Genomic DNA, 26,605 nt, shown 5'->3' on the forward strand with positions numbered 1-26,605 from the left:
GAAACCTCGAATATTCACGCGTGCGGGAAAGCATCGCACCGCCGGGAATGCACTTGAATTCCCGAATTCGGCAGGCGACTGGGCTAGGCTGCCGACCTCATTCGCCCCTATGGCTCTTCCTCGCACCCCCTACTTTGATCGAGTTTTGCGGATGCCGTACGATCGTCTGCGCGCATCCGATCTCGCGACCCAATATCTCTCCGGCGTGTTTCGTCAGGACGGCGTCCAGTTCGACGCCACAACCCAAGTGACACTCGATGGCGTCGACATCAGCAGCGCTGAATACGCGCAGTTGCTGATGATATTCAATGGCGCCCGTGTACATGCTCAAGCCGAGTACGAGCTTGGGAGCGATCTCTCACCGCCGTTCAGCCAGCGGTCATTCAACACCCTCACAAAAATCGCATCGGTATGTATGAAGATGTCGAGGGTGGCCTGTCACTTCACCTTGAAGATGGCATCGATAGCGTCGATGAAAATGAACAGGAACTAGCTGGTGATATCGAGGAAGCGGGCCGACAAGCGTTGCACATCGATCATGTGTTCCTCCGCCGCCAAGCACCTGACTATCTCGGTACAGTCGCGTTTGCGTTGTGCGCGATAACTGCACATTGCCTTGGCTATCGTCGGATTACCCTTCTCGCCGGAGGTGGGGAGGGTTACGACGAACACCTGATTGGTTACCGCTACTGGCCTAAAATTGGCTTCGACGCCCCTACAGAGCCACATGAGCGGGCGATTCCAGCGTTTGCAGATTGTTGGACCGCGCAGGATCTCATTGCCTGCGATCACCCTTGGTGGGAAGTCCATGGGTCGCAACGGTTGATGGAGTTCGATCTTGGCTCGGGCAGTCGATCCTGGGCAAAGCCGCTAGACTATTTGCTGGAGAAGGATCTGATATGAGCGAAGTCACGAAACCCGAAAAGGCCGCTACCAAGCTCGCTGCGCGCAAGGTTGTAGTGGAAGTCGCGCTTCGGAAGAAGAAGCCATCCCCGCTCACGGCGGAGACAAAGGCACATTTGCGTCTGGCTGCGAGAAAGAAAATCGTGCGCTCTGCGCCTGAACTGCCGGAGTGGCGAAAGTCGACCTAATAGCAGGACGGGCCTTCTGGCCCGTTTCTTTTTGGAGTGACGAGACCTATCGGTTTTCCAGCGAGGCAGTGCTTTGGACATCGCTGTGCGCCTATCACCCTTTCTGGTCCTCTCACACGCTTGCGCGGGGTAGGCGGAACCCGCTCACCATAAACTCGCGGGTAGTGAACTGCGTCCGCCGATTATCTTGTGCGGGTCGACCCGTTCGAGAGCCGCAAACGTATCACGATGCTCAGATGGGGCCGAGTGGGTTAGTGGTGTCCTCGGCCTTTACGTTTCGCCGACGCCGAGTCAGTGCCCGCACTTTTCCCGCATGCAGGAAAAATGTTCCTGACAATCAAACGCCGTGATTTGTAAGCGATGCTGCTGCGTCTGCGCAAAGCGCTGGCTGGCCGCATCGTCAATATCTCAAGCGCGGGGGCACTCGCGCTGAAGGACAATTCGGCGGATTGCTCACGTGGGTATATTGGCGTCGACTAGGCATCGAAAATCTCACTCGCCATCGAACTCGATTGCACCAACATCAAAGTCAACGCAGCGTGCCCGGGCTTCACGGCAACCGATTTGAGCAACTACGCTACCGCGGCGCGGGAAGCGTTGAGGAAGCGGCGCGCAAGCCGATCCGCCTGGCTCTGCTCGGTGCGGACGGCCCACTCCGTTGGAGAGGTGTCCAGTCCGAGCTTTGACAGGAAGCGGACCGTCCGACGGTAGACGAGCGGCGACTGCGGCAATACTACGGATACTCTCGCTACGCGTGGCCTGCACCATCTTGAATACGCTGGGCTCGACTTGGCCGGATCCGCCACAGGTGAACTAGACCACGCGAAAGACCGCCGGCATTTGAATGGCACACGCTTTCACCCACGATAACCCGGCTGCGGCTTGGCCTTTCATGGGCGATTCAATGTTGTATACAGATATATCTCTAAACAGCATTGCGCCTGATCCGCCATCAGGTATAGACGCTTAGGCTTCGCCGCGTCGTCCCGGCCGACTGGCGGTATGGATCTCGCCGGCCGCCTCTGCGGCCGCCGCCGTGAACTGCTGCCAGGCGCTCTCCAGCTCTACCATCCGGGCCTCGGCCGCGGCCGCCAGCCGTTCCCGGTGGAGCGCCAGCCAGGCGGCCAGCGCCGCGAGATCGGCTCGATCGTTGGCCCGGCGGCCGGGCGTGGCGAAGTTGCGGTGCAGGTCGTTGACCGAGACCGCGTGACCGAACAGCGCGTGCATCAGCTGCCGCGTGGTCGCGATCGTCGTATCGGGCGGGGGCGGGGCGATCGCCTGGACGAACGCGATCACCGCGCGCGCCCGGGCGCGGCGCTTGATGCCGCTCATCAGGCCGCGCAGGTGACGGCTGCCGATCTCGGGGTGGTCGAGCATGGCCTGCACGGCCGCGTCGTGATCGGCCGAGGTGAAGAAGGGCATCATCCCATCGGGCTGTATAGAGATATATCTTTATACAGCCCGATGTTCGCCGTGTCGAACCGGGGGCAAAAGTGCCACATCTGATAGCTCTACTTACGAGACGCGCCTCGGCGATGATTGCGAACTGAACCAAACGAGGATATGCTGTGGCATATGCCGTTTCGTTTGAATAGGAGTTGTCCCATGCCAACCCATGACACCCGCCACGCGCGCCTGTTTCGCAATGGGCGCAGCCAGGCCGTGCGGATCCCGCGCGAGTTCGAGTTGCCGGTCTCGGAAGTCACCATCCACCGGGAAGGCCGGCGCTTGATCATCGAGCCCGTGGAGGCCGCGCCGTTGCGTGAGCTGTTTGCCCAATGGACTCCGCTGGACGAAACGTTTCCCGACATCGATAACCTGCCGGCTGAACCGGTCGACATCGAATGACGCTGTATCTGCTCGACACTAACATCTTGTCGAACGTGATCCGCGACCCACGCGGCGCCTGCGCCACCCGGATCGGACAGACGTCGCCCGAACAAGTGTGCACCTCGATCATCGTGGCCGCGGAGCTGCGATTTGGCGTCTGGAAGCGTGGTTCGTCGACGCTCGCGCAGCGGGTCGAGCAACTGCTCGCGAGCCTGACCGTGTTGCCGTTGCAGCCCGACGCCGACCGATGCTACGGGCGGTTGCGGGCCGACCTCGAGAAGCAAGGCCAACTGATCGGCGCCAACGACATGCTGATCGCCGCGCACGCGCTGGCGGTCGACGCCGTCCTGGTCACGGACAACACGGCCGAATTTACCCGTGTCGCCGGCCTGCCGGTCGAAAACTGGTTGCGGCCGACGACGTAACGCCCACGCCGGCGGGCCGGTGGATTCGGCCGGCGCGATAGTCCACCGTGTGAACCCAAAGGAACTCGACGATGACCCTGGTAGCGATGCAGTTCAAGAAAGGCGGGTGGGGCAGGTGCCTGGCGGCCGCGGCGCTGTTGATCGCGTTGGCGGCCGTCGACCGCGGGCTGTCGTCGCTCTGGCCGGCCAGCTATGGGCTGGTTCACCCGCTGGCGGCGATCGCCGCCCTGAACATGCCATTGCTGGCGGTGTACCTGATCCTGTGCGCGTGAACGCGCTTGGGCAACCCGGCCGCGGCCGGGTTTTTCAGGCGCGTCGCTAAGTCCGCTAATTCGTATTAGCGGACTTGGATTTAATACCATAGAATCCAGAAAGTGCGGTTTGACCCTCGGCCGGGCAGGGCGGATAGTAGGGGTTTTCCCAATGTTTGGCGATTTTCTGGCGAAATCGGTGCGCGGACGCGTTTGCGTTGGCTATACGAAGGGCAGGCCGTGATGGACGACCTGCCCCGACACCGGCCGGCGGGCGACCCGGACGAATCAAGTAGCGAGGTGCCCGATGCCAGATGATTGGCGGGGCTAGACGGTGTCCGTCCTGATTCTGCTGCTGTGGCTCGCGCAACTGCGCGGCTGCAGCGCCCTGTGAGCCCCGTGGCGTCACAGCCGCGACCCGCGTCCCTGTGGCGCACCGTGCGAATCTCCGATACGGTCACGCTGCAGGTTCCTTAACCCTTGGCCCGCCCCGCGAGCGGCGGGCCGCGCTGAGAGGTCACGAATGGGCTTTTTCGAACTGACGGACGCTGCGGCGATGCTGCGCAAGGCGCGGCGCGAGCTCGACCGCCTGGCCCGCGAGGCGTCGATCGACCACGTATTCAACTTCTTCGTCACCGCGCATTCGGTGACCGATTACCTGAAAGGCGTCGTCGCTGAACCGGACCGGGCGGCGTTGCTGGCAGAGCGGGATATCCAACTCTGCCGGGACGTGTCCAACAAGGCCAAGCACATGACGCTCGATCGCGGGCGGCCGGACCCTGCAACCCATCACGCCAGTGGCGCGATTGGCGGGGCGGCAATCAATACGGTCGCGATCAATGGCGTCGGCGAACGGTGGGTGAGTTGGCCGGACGGCACCCGCCTCGAGATGGTGAGCTTCGGCAAGAGTGTCCTGCAGCGGCTTGAGCAGTTCCTGACCGACCACGGCCTCGCCAACTAAAGTGCACGCGCTGATCAAGACAACGCTGGCTGAGGACAACGCCTGAGATGACCGCCATGCTCTATCAACTGACCGCGACGACCGCGCAGATGTGCCCGCCGGTGGCCGCCGCCACGCCGGCTGGCTGGCTCGATCACTGGCAGACCCTGATCGGCGCGACCACGGGCGGCCTGCTCGGTGTGGCCGGCGCGTGGGTCGTCGCCGTCTCTGCCCGCAGCCGCGAGCGCCGCATCGCGGCCGGCATGGTGCTGCCGGACCTGATGCAGTTGGTCGCGGCCGGCCAGAGCCTGGAAACAGCCCTCAATAACATCAAGGAAATCGTAAGCTTCGATGCGGAGCAGCGGGTCGACGCGCGTGCGTTCTCCGGCATCAGGAAGCTGGATGCGCGTCGCCCACGGCTGTTTGCGTTGCACACCGCGACGATCGGCCAGCTGTCGGACATCGACGCGAGTTTGTACGCCCACCTGTTCCAGTGTCGGATGATCCACCAGGTGTTCGAGGAAGGCATGGAGGTGCGCCGGGTTAGGCACGGCGCGATGATGACCCTGAGCTTCGACCCGCGCGACAGGAGTGCAATGCCTCCGGAGGCGCCGCCCGATCGCCAGCTTTATGCTGACTGGCGCCTGTGCGTCGAGCACGCGACGCTGGCCAACTACTTCCTGAATCGCCGGGTGTTTTCGCGCTGGCCACGCTGGTGCCAGCGCGTGCGGATGAAGTGCTTCCCGAACGACCTCGATCAGCGCTCGGCCGCGCTGCTGAAAAGCGGCACGCTGCCTGCGCCGAGTCCGCGAGCGAGCGCCGCGCCGGCGGCCACCGCCTGAGTGCGATTTCCACCTGCAGGAGATCTTTGATGACGAATCTGACCTACGAACAACTCACGAAACGCGCCGAGCGCGAGATCCGCGACGCGAGGCAACGTGCCGCTGCGTGCGAGATCGGCACTTACGGCCTAGGACTCGCATTGGGCGAAGCGCGCGGTGCGTATTCGCTTTGGGATGCGGCCGTCGCCGCGATGGGCGCATCGGTTCCGCCACACGCCCGCGCGGACCGGGTGCGCCTCGAAACGCTGGCGTACGCCAGGCTGCCGCTGACCGAGTGAAGGCCCTATGCGCGACAAGATTCGGGCGGCGGCTGCACAACATAAGCGGATCGAGGCGAAACGAGGTGCGCTGGTCGACGACGCCGGAGCGTTGCTCACGGAACTGAACGAGGCTTTCGGGGACGCGCCAATCTCCGGGAGGAGTTCCATCGTGACGCTAGAGCAGATCGGGCTCGACGACTACGTCTATGGTTATCTTGACTACCGAGACTTCGAACTCGCGGTCGCCTACCGGACGACTGAAGAGGACCTGGCGGATGCACACCTGTCAGACGAGGAACGCTCTTATAGTTTCCGACATTTTTCCACTGTCCCACGCAAATGGCTCGAGTCGCTGATGACCGAGGATGGGCCGACTTCGTTGATTCAGAACATCACCGATCGCCTCGACGTCCAAGAAGGCCGCGTCGATCGCGCGCGGGCGGCCCTGCAGGCGATCGTAGCGGCGGAGTCAGCCGAGATCGAAGCCCAGACGACGGCGAGCATGGCGGCGCTGAACAGCGATGCTGTCGCGAAGAACTGGCAAGACGCGCTCGACGCCTCGCATGTGGACACGGCCGATGCGCTCACGCGCGCGACGCGGATGCTGGAGTCGGTGTGCGCAGCAATCCTGATGGAGCGCGGTGTGTCGCTGCCCAAGGACAAGTCGCTATCGCCGCTGCTCAAAGCATGCATCGACAACCTGGGCCTGCCGGATCTGCCGGAATTGCAGCCCGACCTGAAGCAGCTGCTTGGTGGCATCGCGTCCATTTGTGGCGGGGCCGCCGCGCTGCGCACGCACTTCGGTACCGCGCACGGCGCGACCAGTCACTTTGCGCCGCTCGATGCCGCATTCGGGGTGCTGGCGAAGAACACCTGCGCCGCCGCCGCAATCTTCCTGATCGATCGGCACAAGAACGGTGGCAGCGCATCATGATTGCTGACCACTCCAAGAGTGTCGCGGTCCTCTTCAGCGTACGGACCTGTCTCGTCGACTGTCGAAGGATGACGGATCTCGACGGACGCGACGAGCATGTCATCAGTCAGGTACTGGATGCGATCGATGACGCGTTGGACGCCCTGCGCGACGGCACGGCGCATGTCCGTGGCGAGCGTGAGCGGACGCCACTCGAGTGGGTTTCGACGGCGTTGTTGTTTGCCAAGTTGTGTCTCCATGACAACGAGTTCCGCGCGCTGGTCGAGGCAGGACATCAAGAGCTGATCGATAACGGGGTGCTGACATGATCGATCGACTTCATGCGCGTGACATCGTAATTAAAGCGCTCGCCACAGCGATCGCACGCCGCTTCGTCGACGCGCTGCCGATCGACCGTTACGCGGATAGCTTGCCGGGCTGGTCGCCGCGCCCGAATCACTGCCACGACCAGGTGATGCTCTGGTTGCGGCTCCATCCCGCGGATCAGGCGGTGCGCGGCTGGATGCCCGACGGCCTGCTCGTCGATCACGTGCAATTCGTCGCGCACTCGCTGGTCCGCACGACCAGCGGCAAGCTGATCGACGTCGCCTTTCCGACCCCGCAGCACGTGCGCCTCTTCATCGAGCATCCGCCGGAGGCGGGCGACTTTTTCGCGCTGATTCACGGCGAACCGCCGATGCCCTACATCGACGTGCCCGATCCTGACTGGAGTTAATATATGCCGCGCGCTGTCCCCAAGAAGTCGCCCTCGCCACTGGTGCCCGTGCGCGTCGATGGGATCGTGTTCCAGCTCGCGCTGCACGACGATCGTTGGGTCGAGACGATCGGCGTCCCGTTCGAGCATCGCGGCCGCACCTGGGCCGTGCATCGCAGCACGCTATCCGATTCGAGCCTGCCGGCGGATTACTCCGTGTCCGACGTCGAGACCGGTCGCAGCGTGGGCCAAATCATGGAGCGGACGATCGACGCCGCGCGCGCGACCGCGATCGAGAAAATCGACCGCGCCACACCCGAGCAGTGGGCTTCGTTTTTTCCAACGCCGCGTCCGACGAAGTCGCGCGCCCGCGCAGCGGCCGCCTGATCGATGGCGAACCAACCTCAGCAGCTGACGCTGCCCCCTCTGCGCACTTACAGCCGCACCGAATTCACGGCGCTGCGTGCGCGCGTGAAAGGCCTGCCGATCGCCACGATCGCGCGGCTCTACTTCGACCTGGACGAGCTCGACCAGCTCGACGTCGAGCGTCTGCTGCGCACCATGCGCGACGACCTCGTGTCGATCGCGCTGCGCGAGGGCTCGTCGGTCCTGCAGGAGCACCTGCAGACGTCGATCCGCAAGTACGGCGAGCCTCGCCTGACGCCCGTGTCGCTGCACCTGATCGAGCAGGCCGCCGGCAGCTGGGCCAAGGCGGCCCCCGCAGCCGGCCACGCGATCGCGCGCTGGTTCCGGTCGATCGTCGCGCAGCGCCTGGCCGATGTCGAGGTGCGCACGCTCGGCGAACTCGTCGCGTACTGCAACCGGCGCGGCGGCAGCTGGTGGCGCTCGGTGCCGCGCATCGGCGTTGGCCGCGCCCGCGCGATCGTCGCCTGGCTGCGCCGGCACGCCGACACGATCGGAGAAACGGTCGCCGTCGACGTCGACGGCGTCGATCCCCTCGTCGCGGCGCCGGACGCGCGCGTCACGCCGCGCCGTGATCAACTGGTGCCGATCCACCGACTGCGCATGCCGCAGGAGCTGGCGGGTGCCCACGGCGCCAATCGCGCGCCGGCCTTTCCGTATATCGCCGCGGCGAACGATCTCGACGCGGTGTTCGCGTATCTGCATCGCTATGATGGTCAGCCGGCCACGCAGCGCGCGTACTGGCGCGAGCTCGAGCGCTTCGTGTTGTGGTGCGTGCTCGAGCGCGGGCGCCCGCTGTCCTCGATGCTGATCGACGATTGCGAAGCGTATAAGGCGTTCCTCGCGTCGCCGGCCGATGCGTTTCGTGGCCCGCCGGCGTCACGCGCGTCGGGGCGCTGGCGACCGTTCTCGTTGCAGCCGCTGTCGCTCGACAGCCAGCGCTATGCGGTGCGCGTGCTGCGCGCCGCGTTCGACTGGTTGGTGAAGGTCCGCTATCTGGCCGGCAACCCCTGGGTCGGCGTCGTGGATCCGAAGCCGCTGAAGCGGGCGACTGCGCTGCAGGTGCAGCGGGCGCTGCCGATCGACGTGTGGGCGACGCTCCGCGCCGAGCTCGCCGCGCGCGCGGACGGCTACGGTCCGCTGGCGCCGGACTGGCGCATCGCCCGCGCACTGATCCTGCTGATGGGGGACGCCGGGCTGCGCATCGAGGAGGCGGTGAGCGTCGCGCGCGAGGGCCTGCAATGGTGGCCCTCGGAGGATGACACGCCGGCGACCTGGTTGCTGCGCGTGATCGGCAAGGGCCGCAAGGAACGCTTCGTGCCGGTCACGGACGACATCGTCGCGGCGTTGCGCGCGCACTGGGCGGACCGCGCGCTGGACTTTGATGCGGGCGCGACCCAGATTCCGCTCGTCGCGCCGACCGTGATTCCGCCCACGCCGGCCGGTCGCGACAAGTTCGGGGTCACGGAGACAGGTGAGGTGACACGCGTCGCGGGTTATACACCGCGCGCGGCACGCCGGGTCGTCGCGCGCGCGCTCGAACGCTTGATCGAGCAACTACCCGAACTCGACGAGGCGAGCCGGCGCCAGCTAGCGCGGACTTCGCCGCATGCGTTCCGCCACACGTTCGGGACGCAGTCCGCGGCGGCCGGCACCGCGCTCGAGGTGCTGCAGCAGGTGCTGGGCCATGCATCGCTGCAGACCACCACGATCTACGTGAACGCGGAACAGCAGCGCATGCGTCAGGAGGCAGCGAAGTATCACGCGCGCTTGGCGGCCCGGAGTGGCAAGTAGGGCGCAGGCGACACGGCCCGACTACCATGGGGTGCCGCCGTCGACCCGGATGACGTCGCCCACCACCTGAATGCGGGCGCCGGCGTCGGTAGAATCGCCCACGGGAGCCGAAGCGAACCCGCGAGGACCGTCGTGACGAAACGATCGAACACCGACGACCGCGAAGTGACCATCTCAGCCGACTTGCCGCTGGAGGATGACTCGCGGCTTCCTCGGACGGAGTGACCACAATCAGGAAGGCGGCAAAACCATGAGCGAATTCGTGCTGTTTCAGATGTGGGAGCCCTTTCGGCAATCCTTGGTTAAAGGTCATGCGTTCTATGTCGAACAAGCGCGAAAGCGCCTGCTGTCGCAGTTCGACGATATGGAGGCGGATGCCGATCGGGCTGCCGACGAATGGCTTGAGCAACGCGGTCAATACTTCGATCCGGATCGACATGACCCGGGCGATTTCTGTGAAATGGCCCACGGTCACGGCATTGCGTTTTACCAACTCTTAAGCGACATGCGCGAGCAAACGCGTCTGAGCGTGGTCGCCGGGATGTTTCACGAATGGGACAAGCAACTGCGCGACTGGCTGGTGCGCGAGATTCATCACTGGCATTGGGGCGACACCACCGCCTCGAAGGTCTGGTCGGCCGACTTTGTGCAGATCGCCGAATTGCTGGAGAGCTTCGGGTGGCCGCTCCGAACCACGGACTACTTCCGCACTCTGAATGCATGCCGACTGGTAGTCAACGTGTACAAACATGGCAAGGGAAAATCGCTTGACGATCTGAGGACCAAGTTTCCCGAATATCTCGATGATCCACTAAAAGACTTCGAGGATACGGTGTCCAGCGTGAGCTATCGTGATCACCGGCAACTCAAGGTCAGTGACGACCAGTTTCAGACGTTCTCGGCCGCGATCTTGGCGTTTTGGCGCGACGTTCCCGAGACGGTCGTCGAGTCGCAATTGACCGACGTGCCCGATTGGTTTGGCAAGGCCATCGTGAAGGACCGCGGCGATTATCAACGGCTACGCAGGAAATGACCCGCAGCGGCGATCAACCTATCGTCGCGCTGTCGCAACGCTCGAACGCATCGCTGCCAGCGCACGCGAGCAAGTATGTGGTCTGCACACCCCTCCGCCGCAAATCGAGAGTGTGGCTCGAGCGGCAGAGCCCGCTATGCGTCGGACAGACAAAGAACACTGAAGGCCGCGTAAAACGTCGCTATTGACGGTTGGCGCGAGGACGTGTCCCTCTCGCCACAAGCTCGCAACCTTAGAGTAGGCACGCGCGTGGCTTGAGGCTTGTATCACCCGGAATCGTGGCTGTACATTAGGCAGTCGACAAAACCAACCGAATATCGCCTGTATGCCAGATCTTGCCAATGACGCGCCTACGGCGCCGACACCTCCTGATCACGCGTTGTGCGACACTCGAGTTTGAGCGTGCAATTGCGCCATCGTGACAACGCAGGCTTATCTCGCGGCTTCTTCGCTCACGCCAGCATACGCAACCAGGTTTCGATCCACTGTCGATGAGGTTTTAACGCCTCGACCGTGACGGATGTAACAGGTACCCACACGGGTCTCCTGGCGCTGCGGGCTAACGAGCTGGAGGCAAGAACAACTTCAATTGTCGGGCCCGCTCAACCTGATCTGAATCCTGGATATAGCGACTTTGGTAGCGGGGCTTTCCATCGCTTGACCTGATCGTGACGTCTCCGCTTGCGACCAGCGTTGCCAGGGCGTCTTTATACATCGCCGCGGTGGCGGGGGATCCATTGCAGGTCTCGGCAAAAATTGCTGAAAATGCGACAGCGTGAGGCTGGTCGAAAATCCGCGCGGCGAGCTGCTCGAGCAGCTCCCTGTCGGACCTGCCGCGTGCCACATCGTCAAAACGGAATCCGCCATCGAACTCCTGCAGGAACCCCATGGTGTGGGGGGCCAGCATGTTCAACCCGGCGCCGCCATAGTGGACAAAGTGGTTGCTGTGTTGCCAGTGAACCTGCTTCATCACATCCTGTGCTCGGTGGTGTTGAGAGAGGTGAACAAGCCAGTACTCCCCATGGCCGGCGCCCGTCCCGCGGATGAAAAACGGTGTGAAAAACGCGGCACCGCATCGCTCAACCAATGCCTCGTACAGCGCAGCCTGAATGAAGCGTCGCCAGTCGGTGTCGTTCGCTTTGATCTGTTCGATCGAACGCGTACCCAACCGCTTGAAAATGTCGATCTGTAACGTGGTGGAAATGCGCTGTGCGAACTCGTCATTCGTATAGGTCGCAAATGACGATACGTGAAACGTCAGCACGACCTCGGCGTTGCGGCTGGTCTGAAAAATGCGTTGAATCAGCGTTGCTGGCACCTCCGCATACCCGTACTGATCGAGGAAAAATAGCGCGGTCCCCGAGCGAGGCGTGTGCTGTTGGATGCGCGCTAGGACCTCTTCTACGGCGACGCCAAATTCCGCGTGCAGCAGGTGGATCGAGACTCCGATTGCATGTTCGTGGCCGCGGTCTTGAAGAACCTTGCGCAGGTGTTCCAGCGCGCCCCGATCTTTGTCGACGAACACAAACTGCACGTCGAATGCAATCAACTTGGTTCTGTTCGCATTGACGAGCGCGAAGGCGACCTCGACCGCTTCGATCATACGCAGTGGAGAGCCGACCACCAGTTGCCCTGAACCGCGAAGCTCATACAATCCGCCGCCGCAAAAGCCGTCCACCAGCGTGATCTTGAAGTGCTCGCGTCCTGGCGCATTGAGCATGCGTTGCTGAAAATAACGCACCAGGTAGTCAACGAGCACCTGGTGTTTTGTCAGGCTGTGCTCGTCAAGGACGGCAGGGCCGTTGCTCCAATCGTAATGACGTTTTGCCAAGGCGTATCTTCCGAGTGAGGCTTGAACGGCTACGACGCAGATGCGGGAAACTGGTCCCAATGCTTGCCTGCTAGGGTACGCCCGGCCTTGCTCTTCCCGATTGCCGCGACCGAGACTTCCGAGCCATCCTGGCGGAGCACCTTCACCGGGGTGTGCTTGGTCATGACGTCAGTGACCTGGTCTACCGGTGCCCAATGTCCCCACTGCTTGAAGTGAAACGGCACTCTGGCTTTTGCGCACTGCTTTTGCAGCTGCGCTGGCCACACGGGATCCATGGGGCGAGAGCCTGGCCCCGACTCGCCGCCTGCGATGACCCAGTCAACGCGCGTACCGTTCGCGCCGCGCACGAGATACTCTGAGAGATCGAGTGGCCCCAGTAATGGCTCGCAGGAGAGGAACCGGACGGCCGGGGAGGTAAACTCGAGCAGGTACTTGATGCGCTTACGCGCGCTTGCCTGATTTTCAACCGTCGTTCCCAGCCAGACGTTGCTGGGAAACTCGTAGCCCTTGGGCAACTGTTTGCGGACGAGATGGATGCGCTTCGTGAGCAGCAACCAGTCCAGGTCGGGTGTTTGCGCAATCAGTTCGAGAAGCCTTAAGCGCTCGCCAACCAGGTCCGGTCTATTTTCGAACACATCGGCCATCGATGCGCAGAAGACGCGGCGTCGGGTCTTGTCTGCCGCGGCTTCCCGATTCCACTTCAGTGGCTCTTTCCAATGCGCATCGCTAAAGAACCGACGGGGTGTTTCGGGCCCCCAGACGCTTTCGCCCAGCCTTTTTGCCCAGGTTTCTGCGTAGCAATGGTCGCAAGCGGCAGATACCTTGACGCAACCCCACCAGGGATTGAAAGTGTGGTGCGTCCATTCGATGCGCGAATCTTTTCCCATGGCGATCTGCTTATGTTGGGCGGTACGATATTGTACGCGTGTGACCGCTCTTGAAGGGCTTTGCTCGGAGAACGACTGCGACGACCGTGCGGGGCTGTTGAGCGACATCCAGTTGTCGTCCGTGCGGCGCTCAATTTGGCGCGGAGTGAGAATCAGATCGTTCGTCGCAGGACGAGGGCGGTACAACAACGAGTTGAAAGGGGGGGCGCTGTGGCGGATACGAAGACGGTGGTACCGGACAACAATGACGGTTTGCCTGCGATGGTGGTGGGCCGCTGGGTGACCGAAGAGAAGCACCGGATTATCAAGCGGTATATCGACGCGTCCTGGGGGGCACGTCAGAAGTTCACCACGCAGCGAACGTACATTGATCTCTTTGCGGGAACCGGCCGGGTACAGGTCAAACACACATCGATCTTTTCGGACGGTGGCCCGCTGGCGGCCTGGACGATGTCACAGCAGAGACGCGGGACGTTTTCGCACTTCTTCGTCGCGGACGCGAACCCTGAATATCTAGCCGCTTGTGACGAGCGATTGCGCAAACTGGGAGCCCCGGTTCAATCGGTAGTGGGTCGCGCGGATCAAACCATCGACTGGGTGATCCCGCAACTGGATCGTCGAGGGCTGCATCTCACATTGCTCGACCCGTTCAACGCGGGTCATCTCCATTTCTCGATTATCGAAAAGCTGGCGTCCATGCCGTCAATTGACATCGTTGTTCATCTAAGCACGGGTGACATCCAGCGCAATATTGCCTCAGGCCTCGAGTCAGAACGCTCATCGCTCGACGACTTCGCGCCAGGGTGGCGGCAGGTTGTTCGCCAGCAGGCGTCGAAGCACGAAATGCGGGACGCGTTTGTCGACCACTGGAAGACGCTCGTGAGCAAAACAGGCTTGCGTGTGTGCGACACGATGTACCCCGTGCGCAACAGCAAGGATTCGACCATGTACTGGCTGTGTCTGCTTGCACGACACGATCTCGCCGAGAAGCTCTGGCGCGAGGCGTGCAACCTCCAGAGCCGTTCTCTGTTCTGATTCACTACGCGATAAGTTCCGGCGTATGCCACGCACAAAAGCTTTGCGGCGATCTGTTGCTCAAGAAGTAGGCGTAAAAAGCCCACGAGAACGATCGCGACCAGCGTCCCTGTGGCGCACCGTGCCGGTCTCCGATACGGTCACGCTGCAGGTTGTTCAATCTTGGCCCGCCCCGCGAGGGGCGGCTTTCATCCACTTCGACCGCAGGCGCACCATGGATTTTTCGCCAATCTGGAACACGGGCACGGCAGTCGTGTCGGGGATCGCGGCGCTCGCCGGTGGCGCCCTCGGGATGTTTGTTAAGGGGATCGATGCTCGCCAGAAGCTCGCGGCGTTCAACCGAGAGCTTCAGGAAGCGAAGGACGAGGCGCAGGTTCGTCGGGCAGTCGCGGTGCGTGCCGAGGGTGGTTGGGTCAAATGCGGAATCGCGTGGAGAGGCATATCGGCATGCCTTCTCACCGGCCCGGCCAGTAGGTGGGCGACCGCCGCTTAACGAAGGCATCGCTCTTAGCCGATCAACGAGCCACGGCGCTTGCTGTTTCCAAACCCCATCCTCGAAATCGATCCGACCAGCATTGATGAGCCTGGCAGTTCGATCTCTTACATGGTGGCCAGGGCATTCCGTGGTTAGCGTCGCCTCGGCGAGGTTGCACTGTTTGCAGATTGAGAGGCCGCTGTAGACCACAAGCCGATAGAACGGTGTCCCTGGGTCGACATTGCGCTCAGCCAGGTCGTGCGGGGTGTAGAACGCATGCTCCAAAGGGGATCTCCTAGGGTAGTGAGTGCGAACGCGGAGGACCGGGTTCATTTACAAAGACGTAGCCCATGGAGATGCAGGAGGCTCTGTGGAATGGCAGCGAACCTTCGGTTACTTGTGGGGCTTTTACGGATAGGTCACGTTTCGGTTCGAGACATTGTTGGCGCAATCGGCGCGGACACCATCGAGCAGCGCCGAAGGAACGATCAGCCCCAGTTCCGTCAACTTCCTTTCGAAGTACGAAAAGTCTCGGCATCCCCAGGCGCCTTGATCGGAGAGGTTCGAATACAGGTATCCGTCCTCTTCCGCATCAGCCTCGGCCGGATTGAGGATCTCGACGATCAGGTAGTACTGCTGCAACGGACGATCCCAACCGGCCTGGATGCGCACGGCGCGGCCCCTATGTGACGATCGGTGGGTATGCGAGCTCATGAATGGGTTTGTTCCTCGAGAGTCGATCGGAAGACGACGGCTACTGTCGGGCGCCATCGAGTTGGGACCGCATTGGGCCTGAGCCGTGCCAGACCACCCGCAACCGCGGCGCATTTTGGCATGCAGGTGAATTCAGCAGAAATGGCTGTACGTCCGGGCAAACGGATCGAGGAGATCGATCCCGGTGAGGTTGCGAGCCGCTATCTCATCGACCTGGTCGACGTGGGTCTCGCGGACACCGGCCGCCGGTGCCGTCTCGAGCAAACTCGGCCAGCGGGTGCAATCGACCCGATCAACGCGATGTTCGAATCGTTTCCGGAAAACTCAGTTCCATTGGAAGATCCTGCCCACGGAGCCGCCACGCCTAGTGTACGTGCGCGGGACATAACAACAGTCTGTGGGTGAGAACGACATGGAATGCACGATCGGGATGGTGCTGTATACCGCCTGCGAGGTCGGGGAGGTCGCCGAGGACACCCGTTGCCTTGCGACCTATCGCGTAGAAGCCGAGGACGGGCCGCTCTGGTACTTGCTGTCGCGCTGCGGCCAGCTGATGCAGGTTGACGAAGGCGAACTCAAACATTCGGGCATGTTCTATCCGAGCGATGAGCGTGCCGAGGTGCAACTTGATCTCAGCCAGGAGCAGGATCCCTGGCGAGCGTCTATGCAGGCCTACCAACGGGGGAGTTTCGACGCGCAGCTCCGCATCGTTGATGGTTCGTCCGTCGGGGCCGACCTGCATGGAGACGCCGTATGAAGAAGCACATCTTCGGCCGCGAGCTCGCTCGCAAATATCGCATCCCCGTAGCGACGGCGGACGCTCTTCTTGACGACGTGCGGGATCACATCCTCAAGGAGCTTTGTGCGGACGGAATTTTCGTCTGGCGAGGCCTAGGAACGCTCCGAGTACGTGCGATCACCGCAAATGGGCGCAAGGTTCGGGACCCGCATGGCCGGATCCGCGAGTACCCGAACGCCGTGCGGGGATCTTTCATGCTGACGCAGGCGAAGGCCGCGCGGCAGCTTTTCGAGATGAACCAGAATGCATGCGGGAACGACAATGAAACTCCTGATTCTGCCGACGATTGACGGCGATCCAAACAACGTTCGGTATGTCCTCGCGGACGGAGCGGTGCCCGATCCGGAAATGGAGCTTCGCCGCGTCATCAATGCGGTAGCGGACGCTACGTCGCGCTTCGGCTGGTCGGACATCGCGGGCCAGCTCAAGGCGAGTGGCTTCGTTGTCCCGGAGGTCGGGATTGTCGATCGACCGTGGGATGAACGGCGCGGCGTCATGTTCGACACGAGCTTCACGGTCGAGCTGCTCGAACAGGGCGGTCACGAGTACAGCGGCCAGCGGGCGACCGCGACAAACGCGGCGTCCGGCACGCTGGTTCTGGTGTTGAGCGACAACACTGTGCTTACCGCGACGGACCGACCGTACCGCCGCGGGTTCGAAGGGATCGAGCAAGTTCCGCTCGGCCCGCTACGCGTAGTCCCGACGCAATTCGACGATCCGACACAGCTCGTGGCTGCGACCGCTGCGCTGCGAGATGCGGGGTTCGAATGCGCGGTCGACGGACCCGCGATCTCGTGATCGATAACCATTCTAGAAAGGAAGACCCATGAAGCCCAAAGTGCCTGTTGTACCATCGCTTCGCGATGCTCCGAGCCGTGCCGCTATCGTGGCGCGTCAATGTGCCTGGCGGTTGATCCTTCTGATCGTCGCCGCTTTAACGTTGGGAGGGTTGGGCTGGTTCGTAGTTCTCTGCGCGACTCCGCTGCAAGATCGCTCGCCCGCCCTAGCCACCTCGTTCCTCCTAGCCATCGGGTGGGGAATGCTGGGAACCATGATCGCAATCTTCAACATCGATCGATGGACGCTTGCCTGGGAAGTCGGCGATAAAGAGATCGGCGAGTTGAACAGCATCTTGGAAGACCGCGAGCAGCCGGGACAGCGGGAGATCGAGCGGTATCGGAATCAGGTCCTCACCATGGGCCGCGAGTTCACGCGATTTGACCTTTTCGTCCTACAGGGATTTAGAACGGAGGCGTGGATTCACAGCGACGCTCTCGGAGAGTACGGGAAGTATGTCGAGGCCCGGGATCGGCTATACGGGGCAACCACCGACAACGGTTCATCGGTGACGGAAGAAAACCCGCAATCCATGTCGTAACGCAGTGTCGCCTTATCGGACCGCCGACAGCTGAACGCAGGCGCTTTTCTCGAATGAGCGTGACGGTCGTCGCGCACAAAGGCGGCCGGCCTGGCCGGGGCGTTGAGCATCCGTACACTCGCGTCCACCATCACATTCCAGTACGCCGCAGCTGACCGACGTTTCGGTCAGCCGCCGACGCCAGTCCTCAATGCGGCGAGAAGGCCGGGCGACAGGTCACGCAGTGGCCAAGGGAATTCCCGTCCGTTGAACACGAGACGCATGTTGACCACGGCGTTCCGCCCCTCATGGTCTGCCGAAAATGACGGCGCGGTTCCTACCAGCTTGATAAATCGCCCGGTCCGATCGAATGCGCCGAAACACTGCTCGGTATCGCGGTTGTCGTATTCGATGATCATCGAAACATAATAGAACTCAGAGAACGTGTCCGGCCGTCCAGACAGGACGCTCAGCGCCTCGCTATGAGACTGGGCGATGGCTGTGTAGTCGGGGTCGCCCGGGTTGAGGCCAAGCTGCGCTATCAGCGCATCCCGGTAGCTGTCGAGTCGAAATAATATCCACTCGTTTCCGCGTCTATACGGATCGATGTCGGGATGAGGTGCGGCTCTCTTTCTTCTGATTTCCTCGGCGTTTTTCAAAATAAGGTTGCAGGCGCGAGCGGTCGCACGCTTCCCGTCCGACGCTTCGATCGATAGCATTTCCCGACCGTCAACCATGAAGTAATCCAGATCCGCGCCCGCGTCCTCGGCTGCTTTCATCAAAGACCGGAACGCTGCCGCATCGCGCTCGTCGTTAGTCGCATCGACGGCGACCGAAAAATCGAACGCCAACCGATCGGATTGATTCGAGACCTGGAGGTATCCCGAAAACGACAGGCTTCTGCTGTCTGAAATGCTCATACCGTACTCCTGAAAATTTGAGTGGATCGCGTCGAGCGAATTCGGCGCGTGAACTCGGCCGGACAGAAAATTCTCAGACGTGCTGTATCTCTTTGGGTGCTCGCGGAATCTCCTCGGCCGACTATTCCGAACCAGGGCGCCTGTAGCAGTTCTGTCACTCGACATTCCTCGGCAGGGAATTTGCTCGTTGAATGGCAATCGACTTTCCCGCATGCGGAAATTCCTGGGCTTCGCGCGCCTTCAGATCGAATCAAATTCCCGTATCAGTTTTGCGTTCGGACCGGAATAGGAAGTCGGACGACGCACCTCGGCAGGTTCATTTCCCTCGGCAGGCTTATTGACGATTTTGCCCTCGTGATACGCCTGCGCAACGTCGAAACTCGACTCGTTGTCGGAACCGGCGAGGTCTAAACCATCATCCCTGTGGATCGAATCAAGGAGGGCATTTGTCCGTGTGCGTCGACAGAACTCGAGACTTACAGCAGGGTCCCCGGTCGTGGTCATGTGCTGGCGAATCAACATTTTGATGAGCTTCGATAAAGAGCCGTCCTTGTATTTGTAGACGAACGTTGCGACGTCGGGATCGGCGTCATAGTTGATCTGCAAATTGAATAGACGGACGTCTTTCCAATCACGAGGCGCGCGTGCCATGTTGATCTCGTCAGGTTGATTGTCGGGCTGCACAAAAGAGGGCGTACCTGCAAAACCCCTCGGCAACGGCCCACTCAGGTGCTTGTGGAAGAATCACCCGGGGCAGCACATGGCGTATCGCTGTCTCGAGTGACGGATCTGCGACGATAAAAGCTCCGTTCAGTTTCTCGGGGTGGGTAACCGAGGAGTGGATTTCGGTGGCAATTTTCTCGGCAGAAGTGTGGCCACCAACAGCCCGCCGCTTCGTGAGGGCGCCCTTGTCTACAACAAGATAATCAGACGAGGTTGCGCCGATTGCCGCAATCGCCCAGGTCTGGGTGTCGAAATCGACGGCAGTATTCACCGTCCCAGTGGGGAGGAAAACCAAGTTCTGGAGCGCGCCGTGAATGACCGGTTGCGGGCGGATCTCGACGCGATTAACGGCGCTGGGAATATGTTGTGACAGCGCGGTGCGTAGTTCCGATAAATATTGGTCGATCGCCGCGATACCCCAGTCGGGATTGACGCCGTCATTCAGAACCAGAGTGATTGATTGAGGCCGATCACTGAGCTTTTCGCATACGGACTGAACGGCCTTGGTAATCGCTTCACCTGTCGTGCGAGGCGTGGGTGCGTCCGACGCATGGTGCGGATCCTTGCGTAAAAGGGGTGCCACGACGCGTTGATGCCGCTCGGTGGGCTGCTGAAGAGTGGCGGCCACCAGGGCGATTCTGGGCCCGAAATGGATGCCGAGTGCGAGGTTCATGCGTGGCCTCGTTCGCCTGAAGTTAAAGAAAAATTTCTACAAAGTCTGGTGCTACAAAAATTTTCGCAGGGGAGACCGAAATGCAGAAATCCTTTGTAGAAATTCCTCGGCAACCTCAGATCTTCTTTAATAGAAATTCGTCCTCTCACTACCGCTACAGCCCCAAAAAATGCAGAAGCATATTGCTTCCAAAAACGATGTCGAAAACTGTGATCGAGACGCGTTCCGCCCGCTTGAAATAGGGGTCGCACCCAGAAAAGCGACGCAGGTGGGGCTTCGCCGGCCGTCGCCTTCGGCGCCGGCCGGCTCGCAGCTCGCCTTGCTAACGATGCGGGGTGCTGCCGACCAGGCCCGCAGCCCGAACGAATCGCGGTCGTGCCGCACCGCCCGCCCGGCGGTCCCCGCTCCCGCGGGGCCCGCCGGGCTAGTTCCGTGGCGTCTCTAAGAGTGGGGAAGCGTTTCTGCTTTTTGTGGGATGCCCTCGATACTGCGGGCTCACTGAAATGACCGTGGAGTCGGCATGGCAACGAAGAGCGACATCAAGGAGCGGATTGCCCGCAATTTGGAGAGCGACTACGAACGGCCCGAACGTGAAACTGATTTGGAGACGAAGTTACTCAGTGCAGCGGAAGAAATGGTGAGTGGGATAGCTGCGATCGATGAAGTGATTCGTCGGTATAACGTGGGGCTGCATAAGTCTCAGCCGAACATCGACGGGAAGTTGTCGGTCCGATTCTTCCGGAAGCCTGCGAAGAAGGTGATGCAGCGACGGCCGTGGATGACCAAATGGTCGCACACACATAAGAGATCGAAGACCGGGGAGATGATTCCTGCGACGGATAAACCGATGATGGCGCGCGAGCTGTCGCCGCAGCGAGGGTTCTCGGAATTGCGGGTCCGCTCGAAGATAAAGGGTGGCAAGGCATTCGAGAACGACAGAGTAACTGCAAGGCTTTTGAATGAGATGGAGGGGTTGCTTGAGTTGAGAAAGGAAGCGCTGTTGGGAGTGAGGGAATCGCTCGCGATTACGAGTCGGGTGATGCGCCGTGTTCACCAGAGGCTTTCGATTATCGAACGAAGATATCCCGATGTAATGAAGCATCTCGTTCACGACTGGATGGACCCTGCCGGTAGCATGAAGGCGATCACGCAGAAAATTGCGCGACGCCGAGAACAAGCGCGGTACCGGCGATAGTGCGCGGGTGTGAAGAACGGGGACGTGGTTGAAACCGGTAGAAGACCGGAAATTTTATCGGGGTTGGAAATGCTCTTCTTAAACAACATCGGAAACTACCTGATGCAGGTCGTGTACTGGATGACGCTCGCGATATTTTGCATTTGGCTCTACGTCGATACGGTGGAAAGCCAACACACGTCCGCACTTGGCAAGCTAATCGGGTTGGTTGGCGGGGTGTTCGGGCTTGTGGGATTCGACAGTTGCAGCAATGCCTTCTACGATTTCGTACGTTACGCAATGGGCAACAGACCTGGAATGTACGAGCCCGGCCTTTATGAGCGCATGTATCGTGTTCATGGATTTACGCATCTTCCAGCGGAAATCGCGGGCGCTATGATGGCGGTCGGTGTGGGACTGTTGTATTGGGGTGTGTATTCGGAGCGCTTCGCGCGTCCCGAATCGAAGGAAGGGCGGATTGCTGATCGTGGGGAGGCGAAAGCTGGTGAGTCCGTGCATTAGCACCGGCGAGCGGGAAAAAGAAAAACCCTCGACTTCGGCGAAGTTGAGGGTTTGTAGGTCGAAAGCGCACGGCGCCGGCGTCAATTAGCGTGTGCCGCCGTCAATCCTGGTCATGGTCTTTCTCCGGTGGCGGGAGCGGTTGGTCAGAACGGAATCCGGGCGAGCGGACGAGATTCAGCGATGTCGCGCGCGATGGACGCCGCAAGGTGAGCGCTCCAGCCCATCACGCGGAAGAGGTCGACGCGAACAGCGAGAGGGTCTTCAGGCGGGCAGTAGATTGCATGCGCAACGTACTGCTCTTCGGCGTTCATCCACTTCAACGCGTACAGACCGTTTTCCCGAACCATGCGACGGGTTTCGCGATACTCGGTGCGATTCATGTCTTTCTCCTGTAGCGGGAGCGGGTGGTCAGCCAGATATCGGGCGCATCGTCCCGACGACGCAGTTGTGACACCCGTCTCCGTCGTGGCTGTTCTTCGTGGTGCACCCACAACGTGTGCAGCGATAGAGCTGGTAGATGTCGTTCTCCTGTATCGAAATGTCAGCGTCATTCTTCGTTGCCGAAGAGCTTCACCAGGCGCAAGACCCAGTACCAGTAGTCGTCCGGATCCACATCGGGTTCGCCGAGAAGTGGCCACTCGCGACGCGGGTAGGTCGGGTGTTCTCCCAGCTTGTTGCCGTTTGCGTGACGGTCGATCAGCGCCAGAATGCTGGTGGCCGCGGCTGCACGGACGCGCCTGGCGACGTCCAGCAGCCACATTTCCTGCTTCTCGGAGAGTTGAAGGAAGGTGTTCAGTCTCGACCGGCAGTTGCGCACCAGACTTCGCTCGTCCTCACGAAGCATGCCGTAGTCGAGTGCCTCGAGGCAGACAGCGAGCTCGCGACGCAGCATCTTTTCGTGCTCTTCGGCTTTTGCCCGTTGTTCGTCGATCTCTTGACGAACGCGGGCGCGGTGCTCAGGGTCGTTCAATTTTGCGAAGTCGATCATGGTCATCTCCTTGGGGTAGAGGTAGTGATTGCGGCGGGCCGCGGTGGAATGCATAGCGAAAGGAGATGTCGCCATGCGCGTGGAATGGTCGATCTCAGGGAACATGTCGACGTTGACCGGACGGGCCCGCTTGGGCGCTGCCGGCTACGCTATCGGATGCGGAAAAAAAGCAGAAATGGCACGCCTCCATCGCGTCTGACGGTAGCGACCCATGGGGATGAAACGAATTGAACCCGTCCGTTTATTGACAAAGAATAGGGGGCAGGCTGAGTATTTCTCGCATCGCGATGTGCCTCGCGAGCGACGCATTGTTGACCGCCGCCGGCGGCGGCGCAGGGTGTCCGCTGTGATATAGTCCGCACCTGAAGATTTCTCAGTTTCGAGGTGCTCCGTTCGCGAGCACTTCTCCGAAATTCGACACCCTGACTGACGGTGCCCTCGCACCGTCTCCGTAAAGGGTCGGCCGTCGGCCCCTCGATGGACCCAGTTAATGGGCTAGCGACGCACATTTGCCGGCAAGCTGATGAGCGTCGTATGGGGCATCCTCCTTTCGCCGGCCGTCCGCAACCTTGCATTTTTCGATAAGACGGCTTGCGAATTCCCCCTCTCCTGAACTATCCTTCGTTCGCTACGGTTTTTATTTGTGGAATGAACGTCCGGATCCGTCTTGCCGCGGGACCAGACGTCGTATGAACATGCTTCGAGGGAAGCCATGCGATCCAATCGACACCCATCGGGTTCGGTGAACGCTGCTGTTGTTGCGCGCGTTCGACCGACACATCTCCGCCAGACGGACGATTTCACTCGTCCATACCGCTATTCGGCTCCGCCACGCGCGCGTCGCGCGTCGCTTCGAGCCGCCCTCTCGCGACAGACATTCGCAGGCAGCGCCTGACCGTTTGACCGTTTTTTCGTCCTAAGCCTCGACGCTTACGCTTTTTCGCGTGCGTCGGCCCACGCGTACGAGAACGGAATACAACAATTCGCAGTGCAAATTAAAACGGACCGGTAGCCGACTGCCACGGCCTGGCCATTTCACGCAAATCGTTGTGAGAGGGATGTCATGACACGCCCAAGAACCGTCCAAAAGGGCATCACGGAGCATTTCGCGCTCGCGCCCAAAGTGCCTTTGTCGATCGTCGAACTCGAAGTGGCCTTCAAGGGTGTCTACGACACCGGGCAAATCGCGCACGCCGTATCCGCATTGCTGAAGTCCGACGAACTCGAGAAGGATGGCCCCCGACGCGGAGCGATGCGACCGGACGGTCGAATGACGTGTGTTCAGTACTACCTGATCACGCCCGCCGCGCTCGCGGCTATGGCGCCGCCCGATCGAAGCTTGTGCGAATCGGTCGGCGTGGATCCGGGGAGGGTCGTCGAAATGCCTTTTCGTGTCACTCCGGCGTCAGTCGCCTATCTCGCCATGCAATTAGCCATCACCGGCCCGCGACGGGATCGCATGGCACATACGATCCGCGCTCGCTATGGCGCAACTGCGATCACACCTAAGCCGGAAAGTCCGCCGCCGGCCCCAGTGCAGTTGGATCTTTCGCTCTGAGGCGCGCCTCGTCCGCAATGAAAAATCGCATACTCGAAATCACACGAAACACAATTCCTTACGTGAAGGAATTGATGCCACTCGCGCAGTCAGTGACGTCGTGCCTGTTGATGCAGCAACTCGACTACTGGTTCAGTACGTATCCCGAAGGGTTCTGGAAATTCCAGGACATCGCTCCCAAGCACCCCTGGTACAAGCCCGGCACGAGCTGGGCCGAAGAGCTCGGCTTCAGCGTTAAGGAATTCCGGACCGCCTTCGACAACATCGGCGTGCGCTACAACTCGAAGTCCGACTGGATCGCTGCAGGGGGCGAATTCAAGGGGAAGTTCTACGCTTGCTACACCGACAAGCGCGAAGGGACGACCTGGTACTTCCGAAATCACGCGCTCGTGGATACCGCGCTCGACACGTTGATGCACGATGCGCCGGCATCGCGCGGTCGGGCAATGCCCGACGGATCTGGCGGTGCGGCGCCGACGCAAGGCGTGGCTCCTGTGACGCCTGACATGCTGAAAAACGTCGATGCTGGAGAGGGCGTGCTTGCGTCGTCGACGTCGACTGGGAAAAATGAGGGATTCGCGCAAGTCATTGATTTTATTCCAGATGCCCAAACGGCATCTCCTGTAAATGCACCCTCCGCAACCGGAGAAGTCGCCCAAAGTTATCCACAGGCGGGGACGGCCGCAGCCGACGCGCAAGTCGTTGATTTTGCTCCAGATGCCGAAAGGGCATTTACAGTAAATCCGCTGCAAGTGGCTGATTTTATTGCAGATGCCGAAAGGGAATCTCCAGGAAATTCCCTTTCGGCAGGTGCTCTAATATGTAAACAGAGATTAGTTACAGATACAAAAACAACAACCACTGTGGCTCACAGCGATTCGACTGTGGATAACGCCGCTGTGGGGTCAGTCGGCTTTGAAAACCGTGGTTGTGGTGAGAAAGAAAATTCGTCGACCCCCGAACCCTCCGCGGACCAGTCAACCGCATCGATCACGTCCGGGTCGGTCCAGGCGAACGCGCATGGTGCAGACCCCACCTCGACAGATGTTCCTGCGCTCGTCTTCCCGAGCGCGCTGCGCGCGCACGAACTTGAGCCACTGAAGGCCATGATCCGGGACTGCCCGTCCTTTGCTCGACAGATGGTGCTCGACGAAATGGCCGGCGCACTCGCTAAACCCGGCACGATCCGGCGCAGCACGGTCGCCTACGCGCGCGGGATGATCAATTCGGTAATTCAAACCAATACGTTCGCGCCCAGCTTGGGCCTCGCAATTCGTGCTGGCCGCGAAAGCGAGCTGCAACGGCGGGCGCGCGAGGTCGCGACAACTGCATCGCAAGCAGGTGCGGGCGCAGATCCCAGTCGTGCCGGCATTCGAATTCTGACCGACGAAGAACTGGCGGTGCTCCCCGCCGCGCTGCGTGCCCGCGCAACTGAAGCGCGGGCTCGTCAACTGAGTTTGCTTGCTGGGGGTGTCCACCATCAAAATGTTTGACAAACTATTAAACGATTAATAGTATTTCCTTGCACCCTACGGGATGCGCATGAGTGCCTCGGAAGTCTTAAAGCTGGTGCCAGCACGGGCCAGCGCCTTTTTCGGGGCTGGTTGATGGGTAAGGCGACGGGCCGATTCAAGGACGGTGCGCTACGAACGAACGGGTGATTGAATGATTCGTCGGGAATACAGAGTCTTCACGATGTGTAGTGGTCTTGGCGGTGGGGCAAAGGGCTTCCAGAAGGCTGAATCTCGCGTTGGCGAGAAGGTTGCGACGTGGCGCTGCATCGGGGGTGTCGACAACGACCCGGCCGCCATCGCGCTGACCGTTGCGCCGCAGACGTTTTGATCAATCAACGTTCGCGAACACATCATCACCGCGGCTGACATGGAGGGCCGGGACCAATGACCGCCGACAAGAGCCGCACTGGTGCGCTGACGGACCACCTGCACATCCTGAGCGTCAACGAAGAAGCGATGGAGGAAGCCATCGAGCGATTCGACGGAAGCAGCACCGGCGAGGCGCTGAAGTGCGTGCTGCACGCGCAAAAGCAGCTTCGCGCGTTGCTCGTGACGTCTGTCGAGCAGCACGAAGCAGCGCCGGCCAAGCCATTCGCCTATTACACGGATTGGCCCGGCCGTCGAGTGTATGCCGCCGAGCCGCATGGCTTCAATGAGCCCGGCCTCGTGCTAGACGGCGACTCGATCAAGGATCATTGGCATCCGCTCGTCGAACCCTCCGCCCCGCTCGAAGGTACGGGCAATGGGGCGGATAAGCGGGCGGTGTTCGAAACTTGGGCGAAAGAGCGTTTCCCCGCCAAGTATTTGTCCAGCGACGCCAACAGCAACATGGACGACTACAGAGAATGCGCATGGGAAGGGTTCCAGCGTGGCTGCACCTATGCCCGCGCCCCTCGCACTGAGGTGGCGGGAGCGGTG

General features: G+C 61.0%; 34 protein-coding genes and 1 pseudogene. 25 read left to right on the top strand and 10 right to left on the bottom strand.

From position 1 onward, the window contains the following. The first annotated feature begins 151 nt into the window (after positions 1-151). Genes DIE13_RS33230 through DIE13_RS02260 form a run of 3 tightly spaced genes read left to right on the top strand, consistent with a single transcriptional unit; the run spans position 152 to position 1,091 of the window. On the top strand, positions 152-493 hold the full coding sequence (locus DIE13_RS33230) for a hypothetical protein (protein WP_260435027.1): 342 nt from the start codon (positions 152-154) through the stop codon (positions 491-493). Beyond that, positions 412-903 carry a hypothetical protein gene (locus DIE13_RS33235; protein ID WP_260435028.1) on the top strand — a complete coding sequence of 164 codons (492 nt, stop codon included), beginning with the start codon at positions 412-414 and terminating at the stop codon, positions 901-903. Before DIE13_RS33230 ends, DIE13_RS33235 begins: the two co-directional genes overlap by 82 nt. Beyond that, positions 900-1,091 (top strand): hypothetical protein, encoded by a 192-nt coding sequence (locus tag DIE13_RS02260; RefSeq protein ID WP_098557232.1) that lies wholly within the window; start codon positions 900-902, stop codon positions 1,089-1,091. The genes DIE13_RS33235 and DIE13_RS02260 overlap by 4 nt, the downstream gene beginning before the upstream one ends. Before the next feature lie 966 nt (positions 1,092-2,057). On the opposite strand, the gene DIE13_RS02270 is transcribed toward DIE13_RS02260, so the two are convergent. Continuing rightward, positions 2,058-2,513 (bottom strand): hypothetical protein, encoded by a 456-nt coding sequence (locus DIE13_RS02270; protein WP_260435029.1) that lies wholly within the window; start codon positions 2,511-2,513, stop codon positions 2,058-2,060. 183 nt (positions 2,514-2,696) lie between these two features. On the opposite strand from DIE13_RS02270, the gene DIE13_RS02275 reads away from it, so the two are divergent. From DIE13_RS02275 to DIE13_RS02330, 12 genes are all read left to right on the top strand, one after another. Next, on the top strand, positions 2,697-2,939 hold the full coding sequence (locus DIE13_RS02275) for an antitoxin (protein ID WP_006029598.1): 243 nt from the start codon (positions 2,697-2,699) through the stop codon (positions 2,937-2,939). Continuing rightward, a complete protein-coding gene (locus DIE13_RS02280) occupies positions 2,936-3,346 on the top strand; it encodes a type II toxin-antitoxin system VapC family toxin (protein ID WP_098557237.1) in 411 nt (136 codons plus the stop codon). Before DIE13_RS02275 ends, DIE13_RS02280 begins: the two co-directional genes overlap by 4 nt. Positions 3,347-3,417: 71 nt before the next feature. Beyond that, on the top strand, positions 3,418-3,618 hold the full coding sequence (locus tag DIE13_RS02285; RefSeq protein WP_124825606.1) for a hypothetical protein: 201 nt from the start codon (positions 3,418-3,420) through the stop codon (positions 3,616-3,618). A 502-nt stretch (positions 3,619-4,120) separates the two neighbouring features. Further along, a complete protein-coding gene (locus DIE13_RS02290) occupies positions 4,121-4,558 on the top strand; it encodes a hypothetical protein (RefSeq protein WP_124825607.1) in 438 nt (145 codons plus the stop codon). Between the two features lie 47 nt (positions 4,559-4,605). Then, positions 4,606-5,379, top strand: a complete 774-nt coding sequence (locus DIE13_RS02295; RefSeq protein WP_124825608.1) for a hypothetical protein — start codon at positions 4,606-4,608, stop codon at positions 5,377-5,379. A 29-nt stretch (positions 5,380-5,408) separates the two neighbouring features. Beyond that, positions 5,409-5,657 carry a hypothetical protein gene (locus DIE13_RS02300; RefSeq protein ID WP_124825609.1) on the top strand — a complete coding sequence of 83 codons (249 nt, stop codon included), beginning with the start codon at positions 5,409-5,411 and terminating at the stop codon, positions 5,655-5,657. 7 nt (positions 5,658-5,664) lie between these two features. Then, positions 5,665-6,573 (top strand): abortive infection family protein, encoded by a 909-nt coding sequence (locus DIE13_RS02305; RefSeq protein ID WP_124825610.1) that lies wholly within the window; start codon positions 5,665-5,667, stop codon positions 6,571-6,573. 68 nt (positions 6,574-6,641) lie between these two features. Continuing rightward, positions 6,642-6,881: a hypothetical protein gene (locus DIE13_RS02310; protein WP_124825611.1), complete on the top strand. Its 240-nt coding sequence runs from the start codon at positions 6,642-6,644 to the stop codon at positions 6,879-6,881. Further along, positions 6,878-7,288, top strand: a complete 411-nt coding sequence (locus DIE13_RS02315) for a hypothetical protein (protein WP_124825612.1) — start codon at positions 6,878-6,880, stop codon at positions 7,286-7,288. Before DIE13_RS02310 ends, DIE13_RS02315 begins: the two co-directional genes overlap by 4 nt. Before the next feature lie 3 nt (positions 7,289-7,291). Continuing rightward, entirely contained in the window at positions 7,292-7,654 is a 363-nt protein-coding gene (locus tag DIE13_RS02320) for a hypothetical protein (protein WP_124825613.1), read from the top strand. 3 nt (positions 7,655-7,657) lie between these two features. Further along, positions 7,658-9,484, top strand: a complete 1,827-nt coding sequence (locus DIE13_RS02325) for a site-specific integrase (protein WP_124825614.1) — start codon at positions 7,658-7,660, stop codon at positions 9,482-9,484. A 250-nt stretch (positions 9,485-9,734) separates the two neighbouring features. Beyond that, positions 9,735-10,517, top strand: a complete 783-nt coding sequence (locus DIE13_RS02330) for a hypothetical protein (protein WP_124825615.1) — start codon at positions 9,735-9,737, stop codon at positions 10,515-10,517. A 559-nt stretch (positions 10,518-11,076) separates the two neighbouring features. Here DIE13_RS02330 and DIE13_RS02335 read toward each other — a convergent pair. Next, positions 11,077-12,348: a three-Cys-motif partner protein TcmP gene (locus DIE13_RS02335; RefSeq protein WP_124825616.1), complete on the bottom strand. Its 1,272-nt coding sequence runs from the start codon at positions 12,346-12,348 to the stop codon at positions 11,077-11,079. 29 nt (positions 12,349-12,377) lie between these two features. After that, a complete protein-coding gene (locus DIE13_RS02340) occupies positions 12,378-13,235 on the bottom strand; it encodes a DUF5131 family protein (protein ID WP_124825665.1) in 858 nt (285 codons plus the stop codon). Between the two features lie 210 nt (positions 13,236-13,445). On the opposite strand from DIE13_RS02340, the gene DIE13_RS02345 reads away from it, so the two are divergent. After that, a complete protein-coding gene (locus DIE13_RS02345; RefSeq protein WP_260435032.1) occupies positions 13,446-14,270 on the top strand; it encodes a three-Cys-motif partner protein TcmP in 825 nt (274 codons plus the stop codon). Positions 14,271-14,274: 4 nt separating this feature from the next. Here the strand turns inward: DIE13_RS02345 and DIE13_RS02350 are convergent, their stop codons facing one another. After that, positions 14,275-15,030, bottom strand: a complete 756-nt coding sequence (locus tag DIE13_RS02350; protein WP_124825617.1) for a hypothetical protein — start codon at positions 15,028-15,030, stop codon at positions 14,275-14,277. Positions 15,031-15,153: 123 nt separating this feature from the next. Then, a complete protein-coding gene (locus DIE13_RS02355) occupies positions 15,154-15,459 on the bottom strand; it encodes a hypothetical protein (RefSeq protein WP_124825618.1) in 306 nt (101 codons plus the stop codon). A 412-nt stretch (positions 15,460-15,871) separates the two neighbouring features. On the opposite strand from DIE13_RS02355, the gene DIE13_RS02360 reads away from it, so the two are divergent. Genes DIE13_RS02360 through DIE13_RS02375 form a run of 4 tightly spaced genes read left to right on the top strand, consistent with a single transcriptional unit; the run spans position 15,872 to position 17,636 of the window. After that, on the top strand, positions 15,872-16,216 hold the full coding sequence (locus DIE13_RS02360; RefSeq protein WP_124825619.1) for a hypothetical protein: 345 nt from the start codon (positions 15,872-15,874) through the stop codon (positions 16,214-16,216). Continuing rightward, positions 16,213-16,548, top strand: a complete 336-nt coding sequence (locus DIE13_RS02365; RefSeq protein ID WP_124825620.1) for a hypothetical protein — start codon at positions 16,213-16,215, stop codon at positions 16,546-16,548. Before DIE13_RS02360 ends, DIE13_RS02365 begins: the two co-directional genes overlap by 4 nt. After that, positions 16,520-17,056, top strand: a complete 537-nt coding sequence (locus DIE13_RS02370) for a hypothetical protein (RefSeq protein WP_124825621.1) — start codon at positions 16,520-16,522, stop codon at positions 17,054-17,056. The genes DIE13_RS02365 and DIE13_RS02370 overlap by 29 nt, the downstream gene beginning before the upstream one ends. 28 nt (positions 17,057-17,084) lie before the next feature. Further along, a complete protein-coding gene (locus DIE13_RS02375; protein WP_124825622.1) occupies positions 17,085-17,636 on the top strand; it encodes a hypothetical protein in 552 nt (183 codons plus the stop codon). Positions 17,637-17,803: 167 nt separating this feature from the next. Here the strand turns inward: DIE13_RS02375 and DIE13_RS02380 are convergent, their stop codons facing one another. From DIE13_RS02380 to DIE13_RS02390, 3 genes are all read right to left on the bottom strand, one after another. Further along, positions 17,804-18,535 (bottom strand): hypothetical protein, encoded by a 732-nt coding sequence (locus tag DIE13_RS02380; RefSeq protein ID WP_124825623.1) that lies wholly within the window; start codon positions 18,533-18,535, stop codon positions 17,804-17,806. A gap of 240 nt (positions 18,536-18,775) precedes the next feature. Beyond that, positions 18,776-19,186, bottom strand: a complete 411-nt coding sequence (locus tag DIE13_RS02385; RefSeq protein ID WP_124825624.1) for a hypothetical protein — start codon at positions 19,184-19,186, stop codon at positions 18,776-18,778. 10 nt (positions 19,187-19,196) lie between these two features. Next, positions 19,197-19,931, bottom strand: coding sequence for a hypothetical protein (locus tag DIE13_RS02390; RefSeq protein ID WP_124825625.1), 735 nt, complete (start codon positions 19,929-19,931; stop codon positions 19,197-19,199). Positions 19,932-20,451: 520 nt separating this feature from the next. Here DIE13_RS02390 and DIE13_RS02395 point away from each other — a divergent pair. Next, positions 20,452-21,126, top strand: coding sequence for a hypothetical protein (locus DIE13_RS02395; RefSeq protein WP_124825626.1), 675 nt, complete (start codon positions 20,452-20,454; stop codon positions 21,124-21,126). 24 nt (positions 21,127-21,150) lie between these two features. Then, positions 21,151-21,627: a hypothetical protein gene (locus tag DIE13_RS02400; protein WP_124825627.1), complete on the top strand. Its 477-nt coding sequence runs from the start codon at positions 21,151-21,153 to the stop codon at positions 21,625-21,627. A 143-nt stretch (positions 21,628-21,770) separates the two neighbouring features. On the opposite strand, the gene DIE13_RS02405 is transcribed toward DIE13_RS02400, so the two are convergent. Both DIE13_RS02405 and DIE13_RS02410 read right to left on the bottom strand, forming a co-directional pair. Next, positions 21,771-22,007 (bottom strand): hypothetical protein, encoded by a 237-nt coding sequence (locus tag DIE13_RS02405; RefSeq protein WP_124825628.1) that lies wholly within the window; start codon positions 22,005-22,007, stop codon positions 21,771-21,773. A 167-nt stretch (positions 22,008-22,174) separates the two neighbouring features. Continuing rightward, the gene (locus tag DIE13_RS02410) at positions 22,175-22,615 is read right to left on the bottom strand and encodes a hypothetical protein (protein WP_124825629.1); all 441 of its coding nucleotides are present in this window, start codon (positions 22,613-22,615) and stop codon (positions 22,175-22,177) included. Between the two features lie 1,063 nt (positions 22,616-23,678). Between DIE13_RS02410 and DIE13_RS02415 the strand changes: the two genes are divergently transcribed. From DIE13_RS02415 to DIE13_RS02425, 3 genes and pseudogenes are all read left to right on the top strand, one after another. Continuing rightward, positions 23,679-24,173 carry a hypothetical protein gene (locus tag DIE13_RS02415; protein ID WP_124825630.1) on the top strand — a complete coding sequence of 165 codons (495 nt, stop codon included), beginning with the start codon at positions 23,679-23,681 and terminating at the stop codon, positions 24,171-24,173. A 62-nt stretch (positions 24,174-24,235) separates the two neighbouring features. Further along, positions 24,236-25,666 (top strand): hypothetical protein, encoded by a 1,431-nt coding sequence (locus tag DIE13_RS02420; protein WP_124825631.1) that lies wholly within the window; start codon positions 24,236-24,238, stop codon positions 25,664-25,666. A 405-nt stretch (positions 25,667-26,071) separates the two neighbouring features. After that, positions 26,072-26,605 (top strand): annotated as a pseudogene (locus DIE13_RS02425) (hypothetical protein); the annotation flags it as partial.

Origin of the sequence: Burkholderia sp. Bp9016 (assembly GCF_003857765.1) — a bacterium.
GTDB lineage: Bacteria > Pseudomonadota > Gammaproteobacteria > Burkholderiales > Burkholderiaceae > Burkholderia.

What these genes read in the sequence shown, in the direction of transcription:
- DIE13_RS02360 (WP_124825619.1), top strand. Translation starts at nt 15,872, where the DNA reads ATGGAATGCACGATCGGGATGGTGCTGTATACCGCCTGCGAGGTCGGG.
- DIE13_RS02305 (WP_124825610.1), top strand. Translation starts at nt 5,665, where the DNA reads ATGCGCGACAAGATTCGGGCGGCGGCTGCACAACATAAGCGGATCGAG.
- DIE13_RS02290 (WP_124825607.1), top strand. Translation starts at nt 4,121, where the DNA reads ATGGGCTTTTTCGAACTGACGGACGCTGCGGCGATGCTGCGCAAGGCG.
- DIE13_RS02415 (WP_124825630.1), top strand. Translation starts at nt 23,679, where the DNA reads ATGACACGCCCAAGAACCGTCCAAAAGGGCATCACGGAGCATTTCGCG.
- DIE13_RS02285 (WP_124825606.1), top strand. Translation starts at nt 3,418, where the DNA reads ATGACCCTGGTAGCGATGCAGTTCAAGAAAGGCGGGTGGGGCAGGTGC.
- DIE13_RS02330 (WP_124825615.1), top strand. Translation starts at nt 9,735, where the DNA reads ATGAGCGAATTCGTGCTGTTTCAGATGTGGGAGCCCTTTCGGCAATCC.
- DIE13_RS02405 (WP_124825628.1), bottom strand. Translation starts at nt 22,007, where the DNA reads ATGAATCGCACCGAGTATCGCGAAACCCGTCGCATGGTTCGGGAAAAC.
- DIE13_RS02280 (WP_098557237.1), top strand. Translation starts at nt 2,936, where the DNA reads ATGACGCTGTATCTGCTCGACACTAACATCTTGTCGAACGTGATCCGC.
- DIE13_RS02260 (WP_098557232.1), top strand. Translation starts at nt 900, where the DNA reads ATGAGCGAAGTCACGAAACCCGAAAAGGCCGCTACCAAGCTCGCTGCG.
- DIE13_RS02340 (WP_124825665.1), bottom strand. Translation starts at nt 13,235, where the DNA reads ATGGGAAAAGATTCGCGCATCGAATGGACGCACCACACTTTCAATCCC.
- DIE13_RS02355 (WP_124825618.1), bottom strand. Translation starts at nt 15,459, where the DNA reads ATGAGCTCGCATACCCACCGATCGTCACATAGGGGCCGCGCCGTGCGC.
- DIE13_RS02315 (WP_124825612.1), top strand. Translation starts at nt 6,878, where the DNA reads ATGATCGATCGACTTCATGCGCGTGACATCGTAATTAAAGCGCTCGCC.
- DIE13_RS02310 (WP_124825611.1), top strand. Translation starts at nt 6,642, where the DNA reads ATGACGGATCTCGACGGACGCGACGAGCATGTCATCAGTCAGGTACTG.
- DIE13_RS02320 (WP_124825613.1), top strand. Translation starts at nt 7,292, where the DNA reads ATGCCGCGCGCTGTCCCCAAGAAGTCGCCCTCGCCACTGGTGCCCGTG.
- DIE13_RS02295 (WP_124825608.1), top strand. Translation starts at nt 4,606, where the DNA reads ATGACCGCCATGCTCTATCAACTGACCGCGACGACCGCGCAGATGTGC.
- DIE13_RS02365 (WP_124825620.1), top strand. Translation starts at nt 16,213, where the DNA reads ATGAAGAAGCACATCTTCGGCCGCGAGCTCGCTCGCAAATATCGCATC.
- DIE13_RS02300 (WP_124825609.1), top strand. Translation starts at nt 5,409, where the DNA reads ATGACGAATCTGACCTACGAACAACTCACGAAACGCGCCGAGCGCGAG.
- DIE13_RS02325 (WP_124825614.1), top strand. Translation starts at nt 7,658, where the DNA reads ATGGCGAACCAACCTCAGCAGCTGACGCTGCCCCCTCTGCGCACTTAC.
- DIE13_RS02380 (WP_124825623.1), bottom strand. Translation starts at nt 18,535, where the DNA reads ATGAGCATTTCAGACAGCAGAAGCCTGTCGTTTTCGGGATACCTCCAG.
- DIE13_RS02275 (WP_006029598.1), top strand. Translation starts at nt 2,697, where the DNA reads ATGCCAACCCATGACACCCGCCACGCGCGCCTGTTTCGCAATGGGCGC.
- DIE13_RS02375 (WP_124825622.1), top strand. Translation starts at nt 17,085, where the DNA reads ATGAAGCCCAAAGTGCCTGTTGTACCATCGCTTCGCGATGCTCCGAGC.
- DIE13_RS02390 (WP_124825625.1), bottom strand. Translation starts at nt 19,931, where the DNA reads ATGAACCTCGCACTCGGCATCCATTTCGGGCCCAGAATCGCCCTGGTG.
- DIE13_RS02410 (WP_124825629.1), bottom strand. Translation starts at nt 22,615, where the DNA reads ATGATCGACTTCGCAAAATTGAACGACCCTGAGCACCGCGCCCGCGTT.
- DIE13_RS02270 (WP_260435029.1), bottom strand. Translation starts at nt 2,513, where the DNA reads ATGCCCTTCTTCACCTCGGCCGATCACGACGCGGCCGTGCAGGCCATG.
- DIE13_RS33230 (WP_260435027.1), top strand. Translation starts at nt 152, where the DNA reads ATGCCGTACGATCGTCTGCGCGCATCCGATCTCGCGACCCAATATCTC.
- DIE13_RS33235 (WP_260435028.1), top strand. Translation starts at nt 412, where the DNA reads ATGTATGAAGATGTCGAGGGTGGCCTGTCACTTCACCTTGAAGATGGC.
- DIE13_RS02370 (WP_124825621.1), top strand. Translation starts at nt 16,520, where the DNA reads ATGAAACTCCTGATTCTGCCGACGATTGACGGCGATCCAAACAACGTT.
- DIE13_RS02385 (WP_124825624.1), bottom strand. Translation starts at nt 19,186, where the DNA reads ATGGCACGCGCGCCTCGTGATTGGAAAGACGTCCGTCTATTCAATTTG.
- DIE13_RS02395 (WP_124825626.1), top strand. Translation starts at nt 20,452, where the DNA reads ATGGCAACGAAGAGCGACATCAAGGAGCGGATTGCCCGCAATTTGGAG.